Source organism: Flavobacterium geliluteum, assembly GCF_017948595.1.
In the GTDB taxonomy this organism is placed as follows: Bacteria; Bacteroidota; Bacteroidia; order Flavobacteriales; family Flavobacteriaceae; genus Flavobacterium; species Flavobacterium flavipigmentatum.
This window is the reverse complement of sequence record NZ_JAGFBV010000011.1, coordinates 53,856-71,898: the sequence shown is the minus strand read 5'-3', so window position 1 is coordinate 71,898 and position 18,043 is coordinate 53,856. Positions and strand designations below refer to the sequence as shown.

Here is an 18,043-nt window from a genome sequence, read left to right as displayed (position 1 = left end):
CTGTGTTTGTAAGCTTTCGATTCTCTAAAATAAATTGTAAAAGGTTGCCGCTGATTAATAGGTTTGAAAAGATTTTAAAAATAAGTATTTAAATATTTTATCAAAACAATCTATGTTAAACTTGTTAATCTGTGGCAGGAAAAAACATTTAAATCCAGTTACATTACACATAGGTTGAAGCAAAAAATCAGTATTTTTATAAAAAATTAACAAATGGAGTTAAGTTATTGGGAACTTAAAAACTGGTTTACCAACATCGATTATACCATTGTCGGTAGCGGTATCGTGGGTTTGCATGCCGCTTTGCGCTTGCGCGAAAGATTTCCGACCGCAAAAATTCTTGTGCTCGAAAAAGGAATGTTGCCGCAAGGTGCCAGTACCAAAAATGCTGGTTTTGCGTGCTTCGGAAGCCTTTCTGAAATCATTGATGACCTCAAAACACATTCCGAAGGAGAAGTAATTCAACTCATTGCAAAACGCTGGCAAGGCTTGCAATTACTGCGTAAAAAATTGGGTGATGCCGCCATAGATTTCAGACCTCACGGCGGGTACGAACTTTTCCTAAAAGGTGACGAAAATACTTTTAGCGAATGTGTTGCAAAATTGCCTTTTATCAACGAGTTGCTTCAGCCGCTTTTTAAGGCCAATGTTTTTACTAAAGAAGTAGATCGGTTTGGCTTTCAAAACGTTGAGGACTATTTAATTTTTAATCCTTTTGAAGCGCAAATCGATACTGGAAATATGATGCAGGAATTGCTAAAACAAGCCATCGCAGCCGATATTCTAATCCTCAATCAGCAAACGGTTACCTCTTATACAGACGCAGGAAATCACGTTGAAGTTGTGTTGGGAGATTTTAGTTTCAATTCTCAAAAAATATTTTTTGCGACCAATGGTTTTGCTAATGCGCTGACTCATGGTGCCGTGCAGCCTGCCAGGGCTCAGGTAGTAATTACAGAACCGATTCCGAATCTGGATATCAAAGGGACTTTTCATCTTGACCGCGGTTATTATTATTTTAGGAATATTGGCGATCGCATATTATTCGGCGGAGGCCGAAACCTTGATTTTGAAGCCGAAACTACCACCGAATTTGGGCAAACCAAAATTGTACAAAATAAATTGGAAGATTTACTTAAAAATGTAATTTTACCAAACCAAGATTTTAAGATTGCTCATCGTTGGAGCGGCATCATGGGAATTGGAAATAGTAAAAATCCGATCGTAGAGCAACTCTCTGAAAATGTATTTTGTGGAGTGCGTTTGGGTGGGATGGGCGTTGCGATAGGCAGTTTAATAGGAACAGAATTAGCAGATTTAATATAATGGGAGTTAAAGTAAGAAAAATAAATAAGGCAAAACCGCCAGTTAATAAAGGCAGAAAAACGACAGCTAAAAAAACGACAGGAGAAAAAATAAAATGGTTTTTGATTAAAGCTTTTTTGTGGTTTCTTGGCGTGTCTATTGGTTCTGTAATATTTTTCAAGTTTGTACCTGTACCTTTTACCCCTTTGATGGTCATTCGAGCCATCGAAAATAAAATGGACGGCAAGGAAGTGTATTTTGATCACGATTGGGAACCTTTGGATAAAATTTCTATGAACTTGCAAAAGGCCGTGATCGCCAGCGAAGATGCTACATTTTTGACACACAATGGCTTCGATTTTAATGCATTGCAAAAAGCATACAAAAGCAACGAACGTGGACGTCGCATTCGCGGTGGAAGCACGATCTCGCAACAAACTGCCAAAAATGTGTTTTTATGGCAGGGCAAAAGTTATTTTAGAAAAGGTTTAGAAGCTTATTTTACGGTGCTTATCGAACTTATTTGGGGCAAAGAACGCATCATGGAGGTGTACCTGAACAGTATCGAAATGGGCGATGGCGTATACGGCGCCTACGCCGCTACCGAACATTGGTACCGCCGTGATGCTGCAAATTTAACCAAAATGCAAGCTGCCGGAATTGCCGCAATATTACCCAATCCGAGGAAGTTTAAGGCCACGGGTTCTTCGAGTTACATCAACAGGAGAAAAGAGAGAATTGTGCGTGAGATGCGTGTTATTGGCAAAATCAACTATTAAATGAGAGCCAAAAAAGTACTCTTTGTCTTTTTATTTTTAAGTTCGTTGGTAAGTTTAGGGCAGGCGAGAAGGGTCGAAATTGGTTTTATTACCGATAATGATCTCTATACGTCGTCTAAAAATGATATGTATTACACTAATGGTTTGGAGATTTTTTATCGCTATTTGTCGAAGAACGACAACCAAAAAATCAATAAAAAAATTACCGAATTTAGGGTTGGGCAATATCTTTACAATCCGAGATTTATTAATGAAGCAGCCGTTACCATAAACGACAGGCCTTTTGCGGGCTACCTTTTTGCCGAAGTAGGTAAAAGCTTTTTTTACCAAAATGAGTCGGTGCTTAAAACCGATTTTCAGTTGGGTTATGTCGGGCCCAATGCTTTTGGCAAAGAGTTGCAGGAAAGTTTTCATAGTCTTATTGGTTATAAAAAAGTCTATGGCTGGGAAAATCAGATTCATAATGCGCTCGCGTTGCAGGCACATGCTGTGTTTTCGAAAAAATTATTTGCCGGTAAACACCATGATTTTGTCGATTTTTACTCTGAGTCTGAACTGAATGTAGGGACTGTTTTTACAGGCGTCTCAACAGGATTTCTCGCTCGGTTTGGTTTTAAAAAACTCCTGCCCGTTTACGACTCTAATCTTTATGATGCATCAGTTAGTGCTACGCCACAATCAAGTGTGCGTGAGTTTTATTTTTATGCGCATCCTGCTGTCAACTACCAGATGTACGATGCTACGATTCAGGGCAGTTTGTTCAATGACACGAGCCCTGTGACGTTCGACCTGAAACCACTTCGTTTTAATGCCGAGGCGGGCTTAAAGTACCGACACGACAATTTTAACCTCGCTTATATTTTTATGTATCGAGGCAAGGAACTGAAGAAAGAAGGTAATACGGGATATTTTTATGGCTCGATACGGGTGTCTTATCTGCTCAAATAAATTACTTTTTGTAGCTTCTTCGTTGTTGGTTTTTTCTTCTATTCTAATAAAAAGTATCGCTTTTTAGGTTCCATACCTAAAGTTTTAGGTTCGGAACCCCATCGTTTAGGTCTGGAACCTAAAATTTGACGTCTGTAACCCCATCGTTGGGGTCTGGAACCCCAAATTTGAGGCTAAGTAACCCCAAATTTGCGGTTCTGAACCCCGTCGTTTAGGTCTGGAACCTCAAATTTGACGTCCTGAACCCCATTGTTGCGGTTCGGAACCCCAAATTTGGGGCCAGGTAACCCCAATTTTCACGTCTGGAACCCCATCGTTGGGGTTCGGAACCCCAAATTTGACGTCTCGAACCCCAACGGAGGAGTAAACAACCCCATCGATGGGTGTTGAGACCCTATTGATCGTCTATTTTGGTTTTGCGAGTGGCGACTCAGAGATAGTCAAATCCTTATCTCTAGAATAAATTATGGTTAACCTTAAATTTTGTATTTCTAAGTTTTGTATTTTTATGACATACGAGTATTAAAATTATTTCTTAACTAAAAACCAGAACAGTATGGGCAAATTTGCAATTACTACAAGAGCAAACGGCGAGTTTCAATTTAATTTAAAGGCAGGCAATGGGCAAACCATTCTTTCCAGTGAGGGTTATTCATCCAAAGCAGCTTGCTTAAACGGAATAGAATCTGTAAAAACCAACTCGCAAATTGATGAAAGATTCGACAAAAAAGAATCTTCTAACGGGAAACCTTATTTTAACTTAAAAGCGGCCAACGGCCAGATCATTGGCAACAGCGAAATGTACGAAAGCACCGCTGCCCGAGACAATGGTATTGCATCTGTAAAAACAAATGCTCCTGATGCTACAATAGACGATCAAACGGTATAAGTTTTGTCGAAATATAACATATAGAAAGCGTTCCTTTTGGAGCGCTTTTTTTTTGGTTATAAAAGATCAGACTGCTAAAAAAAGAGATCAGCATAAGAGACAAATTCGAATGTATTTGTGTTTGTGAGAAGAAGATTTTTATTGACGTAATTTTTGGTCATCCATAACTTAAAATCTGGATAAATGAGGCTTTTAGTATTGAATAAATTATAGCACAGATAATTTTGTTATTTGCTTAATTTATATCATATATTGTTCTGTGCTACTATAAAATTGGTGTTGTGTTTTGTTAATCAGTGTTTTAATTGATTTTTATAATTCATTTCTTTTTTATGAATGCTTAAATTGTGAATTCTTACTTAGTTCTAGAAAGCGGTAGCGAAAAAGAGTGAGAAAAACTCAAAATAAAGCAGTAATAAAGACTCAAAAACTGTCATTTTAGGTCGGGTATTTTTTTTGATTTGGTGAATAAAGTTGCTTTTCTTTCCAACTAAAAAGGACCGCTAAAAAACAAAATGTCTCGCTTAGCCCCGATGGCGGCGGTATCCTTTTTCTGGCTTCTTTAGACAGAAAAAGATAAAGCCAACAGCGGGACAATTGGTGCTGCTGAAAACAAATCTTCTGCTCCTGATTATTGTAAGGATAGATCAAATGATGGTTGGTTTATAACAAAGCTGTGTGAAGTTTAACTTTAAGATAATGTGGCGGAGGGATAAAATTTTTACTTTTAAATTAAAATTAAAGTTATGGAAATCAACTGGGTAATTATCGGAATTGTAGTGGCGGTTTTAATTGTTTTGATCGTATTGATAACAAAAAAGAATCAGAGCGAAAAAAAGAAACTGACCGATTTATTGAATAATGATTTTAAGAAAGCAGAGGAAAGTGAGCCCGATTTTGATAACGTGAGCGAGCGATAAACATTTTTTGAAGCTGTATAAAAATACAAAACCCTTGTAAAAAAGATTTACAAGGGTTTTTTTGTTGTGGAGAATACCGGATTCGAACCGGTCACCTCTTGCCTGCCAGGCAAGCGCTCTAGCCAAATGAGCTAATCCCCCATTGCGACAGCAAATAAAGGTAATTAATTTTCAAAAAACAAATTTCAAAAGGCTTCGCTTGAAAATATTTTTCAAAAGTGTAACTTTACGAGCAAATCTATCTTTATGAGTGCAGAAAATCCAAACGGAACATTACATACCACTATTCAGGATGCCGTAGCAACGGTACAATTTGGGCATCTAGCCAGCAACTCTTTTCCGCGTTATTTGCTTGATTTGCTAACAGCTGAGATTCAGAGTTTGAGCGGTCATAACGATGTTTCGGTGATTGTTTTGCAGAGCGAAGGCGAGAAAGTCTTCTGCTCAGGCGCCTCTTTTGACGAACTTTTAGAAGTGCAAAACGAGGAGCAAGGCATTCATTTTTTCTCAGGATTTGCGCTGTTGCTCAATGCCATGCGTAGCTGTTCTAAACTTATTATTGGTCGCGTGCAAGGCAAGTCTGTTGGCGGTGGTGTCGGAATTATTTCGGCCTGCGATTATGTTTTTGCGACTCCCGAAAGTGCCGTAAAATTGTCTGAACTTGCCATTGGCATCGGTCCGTTTGTCATAGAACCCGCTGTTTCGCGTAAGATTGGTAAAGTTGCCATGACCGAAATGACGCTGGCAGCACACGAGTGGAAATCGGCAGAGTGGGCCTTTCAAAAAGGACTTTTTGCTGCCATTCACCCCGCCAACCAACTCGATGATGAGGTTGCTGCTTTTGCGCAAAAACTAAGTCGCTACAATCCCGACGCCTTATTCGAAATGAAGAAAATCATTTGGGAAGGCACCGAAAATTGGGATGTCCTACTTCTAGAACGTGCCAAGATTACGGGTAAACTGGTGTTGTCAGATTTTACAAAAACAGCTTTATCGCAGTTTAAGAAATAGTTTTTTAAGGAGCTATTTCCTGCTATCATTCCAATCTTTTTTATTGCAGAAAAAGCAATAAAAAAGGATTTTCCCTTCTATCAGGGCTAGAGACGTACAACCAGATGTTTAGCGTTTTATAGGAAATTTGAAGAGTGTAAGTTCTTAACGTTTTTGTAATTAAAGCAGGTTTCTCGCATCTATTGCTTAAATTTGCCCAAAATTATACCCGATGAGTAAAATCAGAATTACAAAACAATTTAGTTTCGAAACCGGACACGCCTTATACGGCTATGACGGAAAATGCAAAAATGTTCATGGACACAGTTACAAATTGTCGGTAACGGTTATTGGTACGCCCATAACGGATCGCTCGAATGTAAAGTTCGGAATGGTAATTGATTTTTCAGATCTAAAGAAAATTGTAAAAGAAGAAATCGTCGATCAGTTTGATCATGCCACTGTTTTTAACCAAACAACACCACATATCGAATTGGCAAACGAATTGAAAAACCGCGGTCATCACGTTATTTTGGTAGATTATCAGCCAACAAGCGAAAACATGGTCGTTGATTTTGCCGAGAGAATTATTGGTCGTCTTCCAGCAGGAATTAAATTGTTCTCGCTTAAACTTCAGGAAACAGAATCATCTTTTGCAGAATGGTACGCTTCTGATAATATGTAAAAAAAGTAAAATGTTTTCTGTGAAATGTGAGATTTTGAAAGTCTCTGTATTTAGAAGTCAGCAACTCACAACATATTATAAAACACTTTTCACTTTTTACAACAAACATTTCACAACTCCCAACTTTAGAAGGATATGAAAAAAGTATATTTTGCTTCCGATCAGCATTTTGGTGCTCCAACAGCAGCGTTGAGTTTTCCGCGCGAACAAAAATTTGTTGCATGGCTGGATGAGGTAAAACAAGACGCAGAAGCGATTTTTTTATTGGGAGATTTGTTCGACTTTTGGTTTGAATATAAAACTGTGGTACCCAAAGGTTTCGTGCGTGTTTTAGGCAAACTGGCTGAAATTCGCGACAGCGGTATCCCGATATATTTTTTCGTAGGCAATCACGATTTATGGATGGAAGATTATTTTCAAACCGAATTGAATATCCCAGTCTACCATGATAATAAAGAATTTACTTTTAATGGGAAGACTTTTTTAATAGGTCACGGCGACGGAAAAGGTCCTGGCGATAAAGGCTATAAAAGAATGAAAAAGGTCTTTACCAATCCGTTTTCAAAATGGATTTTTCGTTGGTTGCATCCCGATATTGGTGTGCGCTTGGCACAGTATTTATCGGTAAAAAACAAACTGATTTCTGGCGATGAAGATGTAAAGTTCTTAGGCGAAGAAAATGAGTGGCTGGTGCTCTACGCCAAACGAAAACTAGAAACCCAACATTATAATTATTTTATTTTTGGCCACCGTCATTTGCCGATGATTATTCCGGTTGGTGAAAACTCCAATTACGTGAATCTTGGCGACTGGATTGGCTATTTTACGTACGGCGTTTTTGATGGCGAAACTTTCGAGCTTCAAAAATTTGATAAATAATTACTTTTTGGCACTTGGATAAATACCTATTTTATGGGTTCTTAAAATATAATTCGATAATTCTTTGCTGTTTGAAGGCTGAAAAGTAATTGCATTTGATGCTTTTTTTGGCATGTGACATTCGACACAATTAGCAGCTAATAGACTTCCGGACATCGTTTTTAGTGTAGTCTCATTGTGCTGGATTCCTTGATGGCAGCTCATGCAAATTTTAGAATACGAAGCCAGATTTGGCGAGGCATTCTGATGCGGATTGTGGCAAGTGATACAATCCATTTTGTCGCTTTTTATAAAACATTTGCTTTGTGTGAGCAATCGCATCTGATTGCCATGTACGTCATAATGGGTAGTGTCATTGGCGTTAGGAACTCCTCTAAAATAATCCAGCAGATTGTCTCCGGGTCTGAATTCGAACCTGGATTTTATTTTTAATTTATCATTTCCAGAATGGCAAATGGCGCAGGCATCGAGTTTTTGTTGACGGCTTAGGCTCTTAATGGCAACAATGTTTTGCGCTTTTTTTACATCTGGAAATTTAAGGTGAAAGGCTGCGTGTTTTTTTGCCGGACCGTGACAGCGCTCACAATCTATTCCGTAGACCAACGTTTTTTTGTTCATAAAATCCTCAACGTCCATCGACATAAAAGTAATACTATCGGAGCTGGTGGTAATGTAACGACTGCCAATATTAGAACTGTGGCAAGCAAAACACTCCTTCTCTATTTTTCTATTAAAATTGACTTGCGTAGCTGAGTAGCCCGGACTTGTCGCCCAATTGTTTAATGATTTATAAAAAGAAACGGGTAATTCGTAAGCAAAATGATTGTTCCAATACGCACTTGTCTGTGCATGTTTGGTTCCGAAAAGAATATCAAACGGGTGGGCTTCTACTTCTTTTCCGTTTTTGTACAACACTTGGTATAAACTGTCGTTGCGCTGTTCCATGACCAATTTGGTATTCTTATCGTAAATAAAAACGTGATTGCCTTGGCTGAAATCGCCCAGAATATTTTCTTTAGTTGGCAGCGAAGTCGCCTTGAAGTGTGAGCTGTGAGACGCCATTTCGTACTGTGCTTGATGACATTGTATGCAGCTTTCAGAACCTGCGTAGTCGGTGCCACGCGGATCAATATATTCCTCTGATTTGTTGTTGCAATTTGTTGCAAGCAGCGCCAAAACAGCCAGAGCGAAAAAGGTTCGTAATTTTTTCATCAGTGTAAATATACTTTTTTTAGAGTAGTTCTAAAATATATTTCATTAATGTAAAATAACCCTTAAAAACAAAAGAATCTGATTTAATTTAGACCTGCGCCATAAACATACTGTTCTAATTCAATTTTAAACAAAGAGCCTTCAATCAAATCTTTTATCGATTTTAGTTCTTTCATAGAAACCGCCAAATCTATTTGATTGCAAGGAGTTTTAAGTAAAAATTTGTGACAAGAATTCTTTAACTGACAGTTTTCGCAAGAGGCATTTTCAACCATACTATCTTCGATCAAGGTACAAAACTGATTCATTTGATCGAGTGTAAGATAAAAACCGGTTTCTCTAAAAACCAATTGCACTTTCTCTGAAATTACCTGGCTGCCTTTTTTCCAGTAGAAAGCAATGCCAAAGCTATTGTGATATATTTCCTCAATTTCTTTCATGGTGAATCTTTTTATTTCAACAAATATAATTATTATTTATATTAATTCTAAATAAAAAAATCATAAAAAAGCTATAAATATTGGAAATCCCATAAGTGATATAAGTTTCTTTTAAAGCAGAATAATAAAAAACCTAAATTTTCTTATAGTAATTATAGTATAGAAGTTCTTACTTTAACCACTTTTGTAAAGTAGTTAGAAATTCATTTTGTTGGTCTACAAAGAGATAATGTGAACAATTTTTTAGTAAAGAAAAATGATTTTGTCCTACTAAATTTTTCATGGAATTCATTTGAGATGTAGAAAAAATACGATCTTCTTTTCCGTAAATGGCATAAATAGGAATACCTTTCTTTTTAATTTTAGTTAAGGAAGGTCTGGTGTCGATATTATTTTGCTTTTCGTTTTCATAGAAAAGCAAGGGTGCCTTTTTGTTTCGAATATTGGTTGTAGAGAAAATACTATTTTCGTAAGAAGTATATAATTTTTTTGATGCTGTGGTAGGATGCGGCATCTTAAAATAATCATTGGCTCCTGCCAGATCAAAACAATCTTTACGATATGCTGCAGAATTTTTATTAAGTTTTGCGATATCAAATATTTTATCGAGGGTTTTAGAATCGCCTTTGTGTTTTTCCTTTACCGATTTTAAAATATGATCGTAGGTCTCTTGCTGAGAAAACAGAGCTCCCGCCAATACAAGTGCGCTAACATTTTGAGGATATTTTTCGGTGTAAAGTGTCGCTACTAAACCGCCAAAACTATGGGCGACAAGGATAGCTTTTTTTAATTGGTATGTTTTATAAATACTATTGAGATCCTGAAAAGCTTCTGAATATGTAAATTTTGCATCAGGATCTTCAGATCTTCCTTCGCCTCTTCGGTCGTACACAATTACATAAAAACCTTTTTCAGTAAGTGCTTGAGCAGTCGTGCCTTCAAATAAGTTGGCGTTGCCACTGGGACCTCCATGAATAAAAATGATGGTTTTGTTTTTATTATTTCCGTACGTTTTGATATAAAGGTTTTGTCCGCTTACAAAAAGTGAAATAGTAAAGAATAAAATAAATAGAGATCCTTTCATCTACTCCATATTTTGGTGGTCTTCCATGTCTTTTTGAAGATCCAGATTTCTAAATGTAGGTGACTGTATCCCGAAACCTAAAACGGTCAAAAGTGTCATGCTTCCGCCAAATACCACCGAAGTCACTGTTCCCATTAATTTGGCAGTCAAACCACTTTCGAAAGCGCCTAATTCATTCGAAGATCCCACAAACATCGAGTTTACAGCAGCTACGCGTCCGCGCATGTGGTCGGGAGTTTTAAGTTGTAAAATCGTTTGGCGTATCACAACAGATATTCCATCGGCAACGCCACTTAAAAATAAAGCAACGACAGAGAGCCAAAAAATAGTAGAAATACCGAAGAGAATGATGCACAGTCCGAAAACAAAAATGGCTGCCAAAAGTTTCATTCCTGCTTTTTTGTACAAGGGAACATAGGCCGAGATAAGCATTGTGATAAATGCGCCGATAGCCGGAGCAGCTCTTAAAACACCAAATCCTTCCGGGCCTACTTTTAGAATATCTTGAGCAAATACAGGTAGTAACGCCACTGCACCACCAAATAATACGGCTACCATATCTAGTGAAAGAACTCCTAAAATAGTTTTGTTATTAAAGACAAACTTGATTCCTTCTTTAAGGCTTTCCATAACGGGCTCACCGATTTTTGGATTTAAAATTGGTTTTTTGCTTATCTGAGAAAGTATTATCAATGAAAATAAAGAAAAACCAACGACCATACACATCGACCAATGAACACCAATTAAATTTATAGAAAATCCTGCAACAGCTGGTCCTAAAACGGCAGCAATTTGCCACACTGAGCTGCTCCAGGTAGCTGCATTTGGATATGCTTTTTTAGGTACAATTAAAGATAAAAGCGAGAAGATAGTAGGGCCTAAAAACGCTCGTACCAAACCTCCTAAAAAGACTAAAAAATAAATTGAATACAAAATCACGGTAGAAGAATAGCCGCTTACTACTTTTGGCCAGGTCAATAAAAACAGTCCAAAACTGATGACTGTAAAGCCCAAAATGCATTTTACCAGTAAGCTTTTTTTCTCTTTTTGGTCTACAATATGGCCCGCAAAGAGCGCCATTGAAACGGCGGGAATAACTTCCATAAGACCAATGATTCCTAATGAAAGCGGGTTTTTAGTCAAGCTGTAAACTTCCCATTCGATTACAATAAATTGCATGGACCATGCAAAAACCATAGCGAAACGCAATAGTAAAAAAACATTAAATTCTCTGTAGCGCAATGCCTGATAAGGGTCTGCTTTTTTGGTCTTATTTTCCATCTTTTCTGATATCTTTAAGCATAAGTTGTGTCGAAACTTTATCGTTCCATTCGTTTTCAGACAGCGAATACGCCACCTGAAAAGCTTGTTGGTTTTTTGTGATTTCTATTTTTTTTCCGAGTCCAAAACCAATAGCACCAATACCTTCGGAGTTATTTTGTTTTACCCAAAGCCTCAAATGTTCGTCGTCTGCACCCAAAGTTTTACCGTAACCTGTATCTTTTACGTTTTGTGTCATAAAAACAGGCGTCATGTTTTGCGGGCCAAAAGGTTCGAATTGCTTTAGAATCCGTACCAGTTTTGGTGTGATATCAGAGAAGTTGATTTCGGCATCAATTTCGATTTCTGGTGTTCGCATTTCAGGAAGAATAGTGGCAGCCACTTGTTCTTCGAAAGCGTTCTTAAAAGTCTCGTAATTCTCGGGTTTCAATGTCATTCCGGCAGCGTACATGTGACCACCAAATTGTTCTAAATGCTCCGCGCAAGCATCCAATGCATTGTAAACATCAAATCCTTTTACAGAACGAGCCGAAGCCGCGTATTTATCACCGCTTTTGGTAAAAACCAAAGTCGGGCGATAATAGGTTTCGATCAATCGGGAAGCTACAATTCCGATCACGCCTTTGTGCCAATCTTCTTGAAAAACAACGGTTGAAAATTTTTCTTCCTCCTGATTTTCTATAATTTGCTGAAACGCTTCTTTGGTAATTTTTTTGTCTAAATCTTTTCTGTCAGCATTGTATTGCTCTATTTCTGAGGCAAATTGCTGGGCTTGTTCAAAATCAAATTCGGTTAACAATTCCACAGCATGATTGCCGTGTTTGATTCTTCCCGCTGCATTTATTCGGGGCGAAATAATAAAAACAACATCGGTAATATCTAAAGTTTTCTTTTTTATCTGATGCACCAAAGCTTTAATTCCCGGTCGTGGATCACTATTGATCACTTGCAGTCCAAAATACGCCAGAATTCGGTTTTCACCTGTGATCGGGACAATGTCTGCCGCAATTGCTGTGGCGACTAAATCGAGATACGGAACAAAATCTTCTATTGTCTCGTTTCGATTTTTTCCCAAAGCCTGAATCAATTTAAAACCCACGCCACAACCACACAATTCATCATAAGGATAACTGCAATCATCTCTTTTTGGGTCTAAAATAGCAACCGCATCAGGGAGAATATTTCCCGGTCTGTGGTGGTCGCAAATGATAAAATCGATGTTTTTTTCTTTCGCGTAAGCGATGTGATCAATAGATTTTATTCCGCAATCGAGTGCGATAATAAGCGAGAATCCGTTATCGTCGGCAAAGTCAATTCCCTTAAAAGAAATACCGTAACCTTCATCGTAACGATCCGGAATGTAAGTGGCAATATTGGGATAATGTGATTTTAAATACGACGAAACCAGTGAAACTGCTGTTGTGCCATCCACATCATAATCGCCAAAAACCAAAATATTTTCCTCGTTTTCAATGGCCAATTCTATTCGCGCAACGGCCTTGTCCATGTCTTTCATCAGAAAAGGATCGTGCAAATGTGCTAGCGACGGACGAAAGAAATTTTTGGCATCTTCAAAAGTTTCAATGCCACGCTGAATCAAAAGTGTCGCCACAAAATCTTCTACATTTAAGGCTTGCGCCAAATGTTTGATTTTATCTTCAGAAGGTTTTGGTTTTAATGTCCAACGCATTTTAATTTTAGATTTTAGAGTGTTGATTTTAGAAACCGAAAATCGTTTAATCAGAAACTTAATTTTTTTATTGCCACAGATTAAATGATTTCAAAGGATTTTTTAATCTGTGAAATCTGTGGCAAAATATTTGGGTTTTAACTTTTACAAAGTTTTTTAGAGTTCAAATTTCAGAATAAAGCAGACTTCGGGAAATTTAAAATCTACATTCTAAAATCTAAAATTATTTCAGATCTAAAGCAGTTCCTTCAAACTGAATTCCGTCCCAGCCTGTGTTGATGAAGTTTCTAATATTTTGATGATTGCTTCCGTTTGGATCGCCTAAAACTTCTTCAAAATAGAAAGCTCCAAAACACGCTAAAGTTTCTTCTTTGCTTAAGTTTTGCAGTTTGGCAAAAGAAAATACTTTACAAGAGCCGGAATTTTCACCTGCAGCGTTATGCTGCGTTCCGTTTTGGAAAGCAGTTGGTGTAAAATTGTAATTTTCCTCGATTACAGCAATGGTTTCAGGAAATGTTATTTGGGTTGGGGTTTGTTTTACTTTTTCTAAAAAGGTTTGTATGTTCATGATTTTTATTATTTGCTGCTTTGCAGTTAGGTTTTCTAACACAGATTAAAATGATTAGAGTGATTTTTTTGCCACGAATTATACAAATTTCCACTAATTAAATTTGTGATAGTTTGTGTAATTCGCGGCTAATTTTTTTCAATCTGTGGTGTAACTATTTTAATCTTCTTCTTCTTCTTCTTCTTGATCTTTAGAAAATTTACTTTTCTTAGGTTCTTTGATTATTGTTTTTCCTGCAACGACCACTACGATTTCGCCACGTGGTGCTGTTTTTTCAAAATGGGTTAATACTTCTTTTGCGGTTCCTCGCACGTTTTCTTCGTGTAATTTTGATAATTCTCTCGAAACACAAACTTGCCGGTCTTCTCCAAAATATTGAATGAATTCGGCTAAAGTCTTAACGAGTTTATGTGGCGAAACGTATAAAATCATCGTTCGGGTTTCTTCGGCTAAAGCCAAAAAACGAGTTTGACGGCCTTTTTTATCGGGCAAGAAGCCTTCAAAAATAAATTTATCATTTGGTAATCCGCTGTTTACAAGAGCTGGTACAAAAGCGGTTGCTCCGGGTAAACATTCTACTTCGATTTTATTTTCGACACATGCGCGTGTTAACAAAAAACCCGGATCTGATATCGCCGGAGTTCCTGCGTCAGAAATTAAGGCAATGGTTTCGCCAGCTTTCAAACGCGCAATCAAGTTTTCGGTTGTTTTGTGCTCGTTGTGCATGTGATGGCTGTGCATGTGCGTGCCAATTTCGAAATGCTTGAGCAGTTTACCACTCGTTCTGGTGTCTTCGGCCAAAATCAAATCGACTTCTTTTAGAATCCGAATGGCGCGAAAAGTCATGTCTTCTAGATTGCCAATTGGCGTTGGAACGATATATAATTTAGACATATTTGTTTGTTGGTAAAAGGTAAGAAGTAAAAAGGATTACAGAAATTTCTTTTCGATAATGCCCAAAAAGCGCTCTGCATAATCGTCTTTTCCTTCCCAGTTGTTGTAATCGGGTTTTACCATGTTTTCTATAAAATCTTTTGCCTCACCAAAGCTGTCAAAAGTAAGCAGCTGGTTTAAAACACGGCTGTAATCTTCAGAACTGCTTCCGAAAAGATTTTTGGTAAAAGCAATTCTGTCATTCAAATCAATATGAAAACCTTTTGCCAGTTTTTCATTTAGCGTCGCTGTCTTTGATTCACTTGATGATAAAACAGCAGTTTCAGCACTATTTTTTTTCTCTTTAAATTCGTTGATGGATAGAGCAGGAGGTACCGGCTCGAAATCATCTACTTTTACAAATTGGGTATCGGCATAATTAACGCCAATAATATCTTCAAAAGAAATCTGTATTTTTTCTAGTTCTTTGGTCGTTTTTGCCTCTGGTTCTTTGGCCAACTCAAAAGCGGGTTTGAATTCAGGAAGCGGATTGATTTCGCTTTTTGTGGTAAAAGACAGGCTTTCGTCCACTTCTTCTTTCTTTGGCTCTTCTTCTGCAACAGGTTCTTCAACTTGTTGCAAAACTGGCTCTTCGGCTGTTTTTAGCACAGGTTCGGGAATTTCTTCTTCTTCTTCTTCTTCAATGCCAGCTATAATTTCTTCTTTTATTTCTGGCTCGAAATTTTCTTCTATCGTTATTGTTTCAGGTATTTCGGCTGCTTCCACGATTGGTTCAGCTGCAATTTCCTCTTGTTTTTCAAACAGGGTTTCTATTTGAGAGGTTACTTCACTGTGACCAATTGTTGGTTTTAAAGTGTCAAAATTTTCGTCAACAAATTTTAAAACCGCTAATTTTTCATATAATTTCTGCGTTTCAAGATACAATTGATTGATATCTGATTTGCTTTTAAGTTTTAAAATTCGATGTGCAATGCTGATTAAATCGGCTTCCAATTTTTTTTTCATAACTGTTGAAATTATTGTGAATAGGGTGTTTTATTATATTTTGTATTCGAATGTTCAGATTATTGAAGGGAATTCGCAAGACATTTTTTTATTTCTGTTAATAAGCGTTCGCGAATCTCTGTTTTGATAAAAATTTTCTACTTTTGAAAAAAGGTAAAACAGCAAATTTTTACTTTAATTTATTACCAGTACAAAGTAATAAAAACTATTCATTTTTAAAGGTAGAAAAATACAAAATGTTTCTCGAAAATACAGTAAATCACAAAGAACAATTTGGTTGGATTGAAGTTATTTGTGGATCAATGTTTTCGGGTAAAACCGAGGAGTTAATTCGCAGATTAAAACGCGCTCAATTTGCCAAACAAAAAGTCGAAATTTTTAAACCTGCCATCGATACTCGCTATCATGATGAAATGGTAGTATCTCATGATGCCAACGAAATCAGGTCAACACCAGTGCCTGCTGCCGCAAATATTGCTATTTTGGCGCAAGGCTGTGATGTAATTGGTATTGATGAGGCACAGTTTTTTGATGACGAAATTGTTACTGTTTGCAACGATTTGGCCAATCAGGGCATTCGTGTGATCGTTGCGGGATTGGATATGGACTTTAAAGGAAATCCTTTTGGGCCAATGCCAGCGCTTATGGCGACTGCAGAATATGTGACCAAAGTGCATGCTGTTTGTACCCGAACAGGAAATCTTGCCAACTACAGCTTCCGCAAAACCGATAATGATAAACTGGTAATGCTCGGCGAAACCGAAGAATATGAGCCTTTAAGTCGTGCGGCTTATTTTAATGCAATGAAAAAAAATCAGGAGTAATTTTTGATATCGAATGTCATTCGAGCTAAAGAACGGAACCCGACAATTTCTTTAAAGTGTCGGGTTTGTTGTTTTCTGTAAAAACCAAAAAACGAACAGATTTTAAAGCCTGTTCGTTTTGTTTATTGTGTTTTTATCTTTAGAATTAAATTTTCTTCCTCATTCTCGCCACCGGAATATCAAGCTGTTCGCGGTATTTGGCAATCGTTCTGCGGGCAATAGGATATCCTTTTTCTTTTAAGATTTCTGCCAGTTGATCGTCTGGAAGCGGTTTGTGTTTGTCTTCTTCTTCGATGGTGTTTTTTAGAATTTTTTTAATTTCTAAAGTTGAAACATCTTCTCCCTGATCATTTTTCATCGCTTCAGAGAAAAATTCTTTGATGAGTTTGGTTCCATAAGGCGTTTCAACATATTTGCTGTTGGCAACACGCGAAATTGTTGAAATATCCAAACCAACCATGTCTGCAATGTCTTTCAGGATCATGGGTTTTAGTTTGGTTTCGTCACCGTCTAAGAAAAATTCTTCCTGATAATGCATAATGGCATTCATGGTTACAAAAAGCGTTTCCTGACGCTGTCTGATGGCGTCTATAAACCATTTGGCAGAGTCTAGTTTTTGTTTGATAAACTGAACAGCATCTTTTTGGGCAGTCGATTTATCACGAGAATCTTTATACGTCTGCATCATTTCCTGATAATCTTTAGAAACGTGCAAAGAAGGAGCATTTCTACCGTTTAAGGTCAATTCCAGTTCGCCATCTGTAATTCTGATCGCAAAATCGGGAACAACATTTTCGGTAACTTTATTGTTTCCTGTGTACGAACCGCCTGGCTTTGGGTTTAATCTTTCTATTTCGTGAATCGCTTTTTTAAGCTGTTCGTTCGAAACGGCATATTTCTGCAACAGTTTGTCGTAGTGTTTTTTGGTAAAGGCATCAAATTGATTTTCGATAATATCAATTGCCAAATCAATATATTCTGTTGGCGTTTTGTGCTTCAATTGCAATAATAAACATTCTTGTAAATCGCGCGCTCCAACGCCCGAAGGTTCGAGCTCGTGAATTACGTGCAACATTCTTTCGACCATTTTATCATCGGTATAAATACCTTGTGTAAAGGCCATATCATCAACAATATCGGCAACGCTTCTGCGAATATAGCCCATGTCATCGATGCTTCCGACAAGGAATTCGGCAATTTCACGCTCTTCATCATTCAAAATAAAAGTATTCAACTGATTGATTAAATCCTGATGAAAGCTAATCGGAGATGCAAAAGGTGTTTCACGCTCTTCCTCTTCACCATAATTGTTTACCTGTGTTTTATAATCTGGAGTATCATCGTCACTCAAATATTCGTCGATGTTGATGTCGTCTGCTTCGATTCTGTCTGATTCGGCATCATCATAATCGTCAAATTCTTCGTTTGCAAATTCGTCTGCTTCGTATTCGTCTTCTTTACCAGCTTCTAGAGCTGGATTTTCGTTCATTTCTTCTAATAAACGTTGCTCAAAAGCTTGCGTTGGCAATTGAATTAACTTCATCAGCTGAATTTGCTGTGGAGATAATTTTTGGGATAATTTTAAATTTAAAAATTGCTTTAGCATTTATACTGTTTAATCGTTTATTTGTTTAATCGTTTATTCGTGAA

The 18,043-nt window shown here is 37.4% G+C and carries 18 protein-coding genes and 1 tRNA gene; 9 read left to right on the top strand and 10 right to left on the bottom strand.

Features of this window, described 5'->3' with window-relative positions; all coding sequences use genetic code 11:
- Nucleotides 1-213 precede the first annotated feature (213 nt).
- From J3495_RS08585 to J3495_RS08565, 5 genes are all read left to right on the top strand, one after another.
- Nucleotides 214-1,326, top strand: coding sequence for an NAD(P)/FAD-dependent oxidoreductase (locus J3495_RS08585; protein ID WP_210666148.1), 1,113 nt, complete (start codon nt 214-216; stop codon nt 1,324-1,326).
- Nucleotides 1,326-2,084, top strand: coding sequence for a monofunctional biosynthetic peptidoglycan transglycosylase (gene mtgA, locus J3495_RS08580; RefSeq protein WP_210666147.1), 759 nt, complete (start codon nt 1,326-1,328; stop codon nt 2,082-2,084). Before J3495_RS08585 ends, mtgA begins: the two co-directional genes overlap by 1 nt.
- Nucleotides 2,085-3,032, top strand: a complete 948-nt coding sequence (locus J3495_RS08575) for a lipid A deacylase LpxR family protein (protein ID WP_210666146.1) — start codon at nt 2,085-2,087, stop codon at nt 3,030-3,032.
- A 556-nt stretch (nt 3,033-3,588) separates the two neighbouring features.
- Nucleotides 3,589-3,921, top strand: a complete 333-nt coding sequence (locus J3495_RS08570; RefSeq protein ID WP_210666145.1) for a YegP family protein — start codon at nt 3,589-3,591, stop codon at nt 3,919-3,921.
- A gap of 746 nt (nt 3,922-4,667) precedes the next feature.
- Nucleotides 4,668-4,841: a hypothetical protein gene (locus J3495_RS08565; RefSeq protein ID WP_210666144.1), complete on the top strand. Its 174-nt coding sequence runs from the start codon at nt 4,668-4,670 to the stop codon at nt 4,839-4,841.
- A gap of 67 nt (nt 4,842-4,908) precedes the next feature.
- Here J3495_RS08565 and J3495_RS08560 read toward each other — a convergent pair.
- Nucleotides 4,909-4,982 (bottom strand) — tRNA-Ala (locus J3495_RS08560).
- Nucleotides 4,983-5,087: 105 nt separating this feature from the next.
- Between J3495_RS08560 and J3495_RS08555 the strand changes: the two genes are divergently transcribed.
- From J3495_RS08555 to J3495_RS08545, 3 genes are all read left to right on the top strand, one after another.
- Complete coding sequence (locus tag J3495_RS08555; protein ID WP_210666143.1) at nt 5,088-5,852, top strand: enoyl-CoA hydratase/isomerase family protein; 765 nt, start codon at nt 5,088-5,090, stop codon at nt 5,850-5,852.
- A gap of 211 nt (nt 5,853-6,063) precedes the next feature.
- A complete protein-coding gene (locus tag J3495_RS08550) occupies nt 6,064-6,516 on the top strand; it encodes a 6-pyruvoyl trahydropterin synthase family protein (RefSeq protein ID WP_210666142.1) in 453 nt (150 codons plus the stop codon).
- A 135-nt stretch (nt 6,517-6,651) separates the two neighbouring features.
- Entirely contained in the window at nt 6,652-7,395 is a 744-nt protein-coding gene (locus J3495_RS08545) for a UDP-2,3-diacylglucosamine diphosphatase (protein ID WP_210666141.1), read from the top strand.
- Here the strand turns inward: J3495_RS08545 and J3495_RS08540 are convergent, their stop codons facing one another.
- The 8 genes from J3495_RS08540 to J3495_RS08505 form a co-directional block, all read right to left on the bottom strand.
- Nucleotides 7,396-8,607 carry a cytochrome c3 family protein gene (locus J3495_RS08540; RefSeq protein WP_210666140.1) on the bottom strand — a complete coding sequence of 404 codons (1,212 nt, stop codon included), beginning with the start codon at nt 8,605-8,607 and terminating at the stop codon, nt 7,396-7,398.
- 83 nt (nt 8,608-8,690) lie between these two features.
- Complete coding sequence (locus J3495_RS08535; RefSeq protein WP_210666139.1) at nt 8,691-9,047, bottom strand: hypothetical protein; 357 nt, start codon at nt 9,045-9,047, stop codon at nt 8,691-8,693.
- Nucleotides 9,048-9,216: 169 nt separating this feature from the next.
- The gene (locus J3495_RS08530) at nt 9,217-10,131 is read right to left on the bottom strand and encodes an alpha/beta fold hydrolase (RefSeq protein ID WP_210666138.1); all 915 of its coding nucleotides are present in this window, start codon (nt 10,129-10,131) and stop codon (nt 9,217-9,219) included.
- Entirely contained in the window at nt 10,132-11,412 is a 1,281-nt protein-coding gene (locus J3495_RS08525; protein WP_210666137.1) for an MFS transporter, read from the bottom strand.
- Nucleotides 11,402-13,102 carry a single-stranded-DNA-specific exonuclease RecJ gene (gene recJ, locus J3495_RS08520; protein ID WP_210666136.1) on the bottom strand — a complete coding sequence of 567 codons (1,701 nt, stop codon included), beginning with the start codon at nt 13,100-13,102 and terminating at the stop codon, nt 11,402-11,404. Before recJ ends, J3495_RS08525 begins: the two co-directional genes overlap by 11 nt.
- A gap of 223 nt (nt 13,103-13,325) precedes the next feature.
- A complete protein-coding gene (locus J3495_RS08515; RefSeq protein WP_210666135.1) occupies nt 13,326-13,670 on the bottom strand; it encodes a HopJ type III effector protein in 345 nt (114 codons plus the stop codon).
- A gap of 159 nt (nt 13,671-13,829) precedes the next feature.
- Nucleotides 13,830-14,564, bottom strand: a complete 735-nt coding sequence (gene rsmI, locus J3495_RS08510) for a 16S rRNA (cytidine(1402)-2'-O)-methyltransferase (RefSeq protein ID WP_210666134.1) — start codon at nt 14,562-14,564, stop codon at nt 13,830-13,832.
- Between the two features lie 36 nt (nt 14,565-14,600).
- Nucleotides 14,601-15,569: a hypothetical protein gene (locus J3495_RS08505; protein WP_210666133.1), complete on the bottom strand. Its 969-nt coding sequence runs from the start codon at nt 15,567-15,569 to the stop codon at nt 14,601-14,603.
- 236 nt (nt 15,570-15,805) lie between these two features.
- On the opposite strand from J3495_RS08505, the gene J3495_RS08500 reads away from it, so the two are divergent.
- A complete protein-coding gene (locus tag J3495_RS08500; protein ID WP_210666192.1) occupies nt 15,806-16,393 on the top strand; it encodes a thymidine kinase in 588 nt (195 codons plus the stop codon).
- A 145-nt stretch (nt 16,394-16,538) separates the two neighbouring features.
- Here the strand turns inward: J3495_RS08500 and rpoN are convergent, their stop codons facing one another.
- The gene (gene rpoN, locus J3495_RS08495) at nt 16,539-17,999 is read right to left on the bottom strand and encodes an RNA polymerase factor sigma-54 (RefSeq protein ID WP_210666132.1); all 1,461 of its coding nucleotides are present in this window, start codon (nt 17,997-17,999) and stop codon (nt 16,539-16,541) included.
- Nucleotides 18,000-18,043 lie beyond the last annotated feature (44 nt).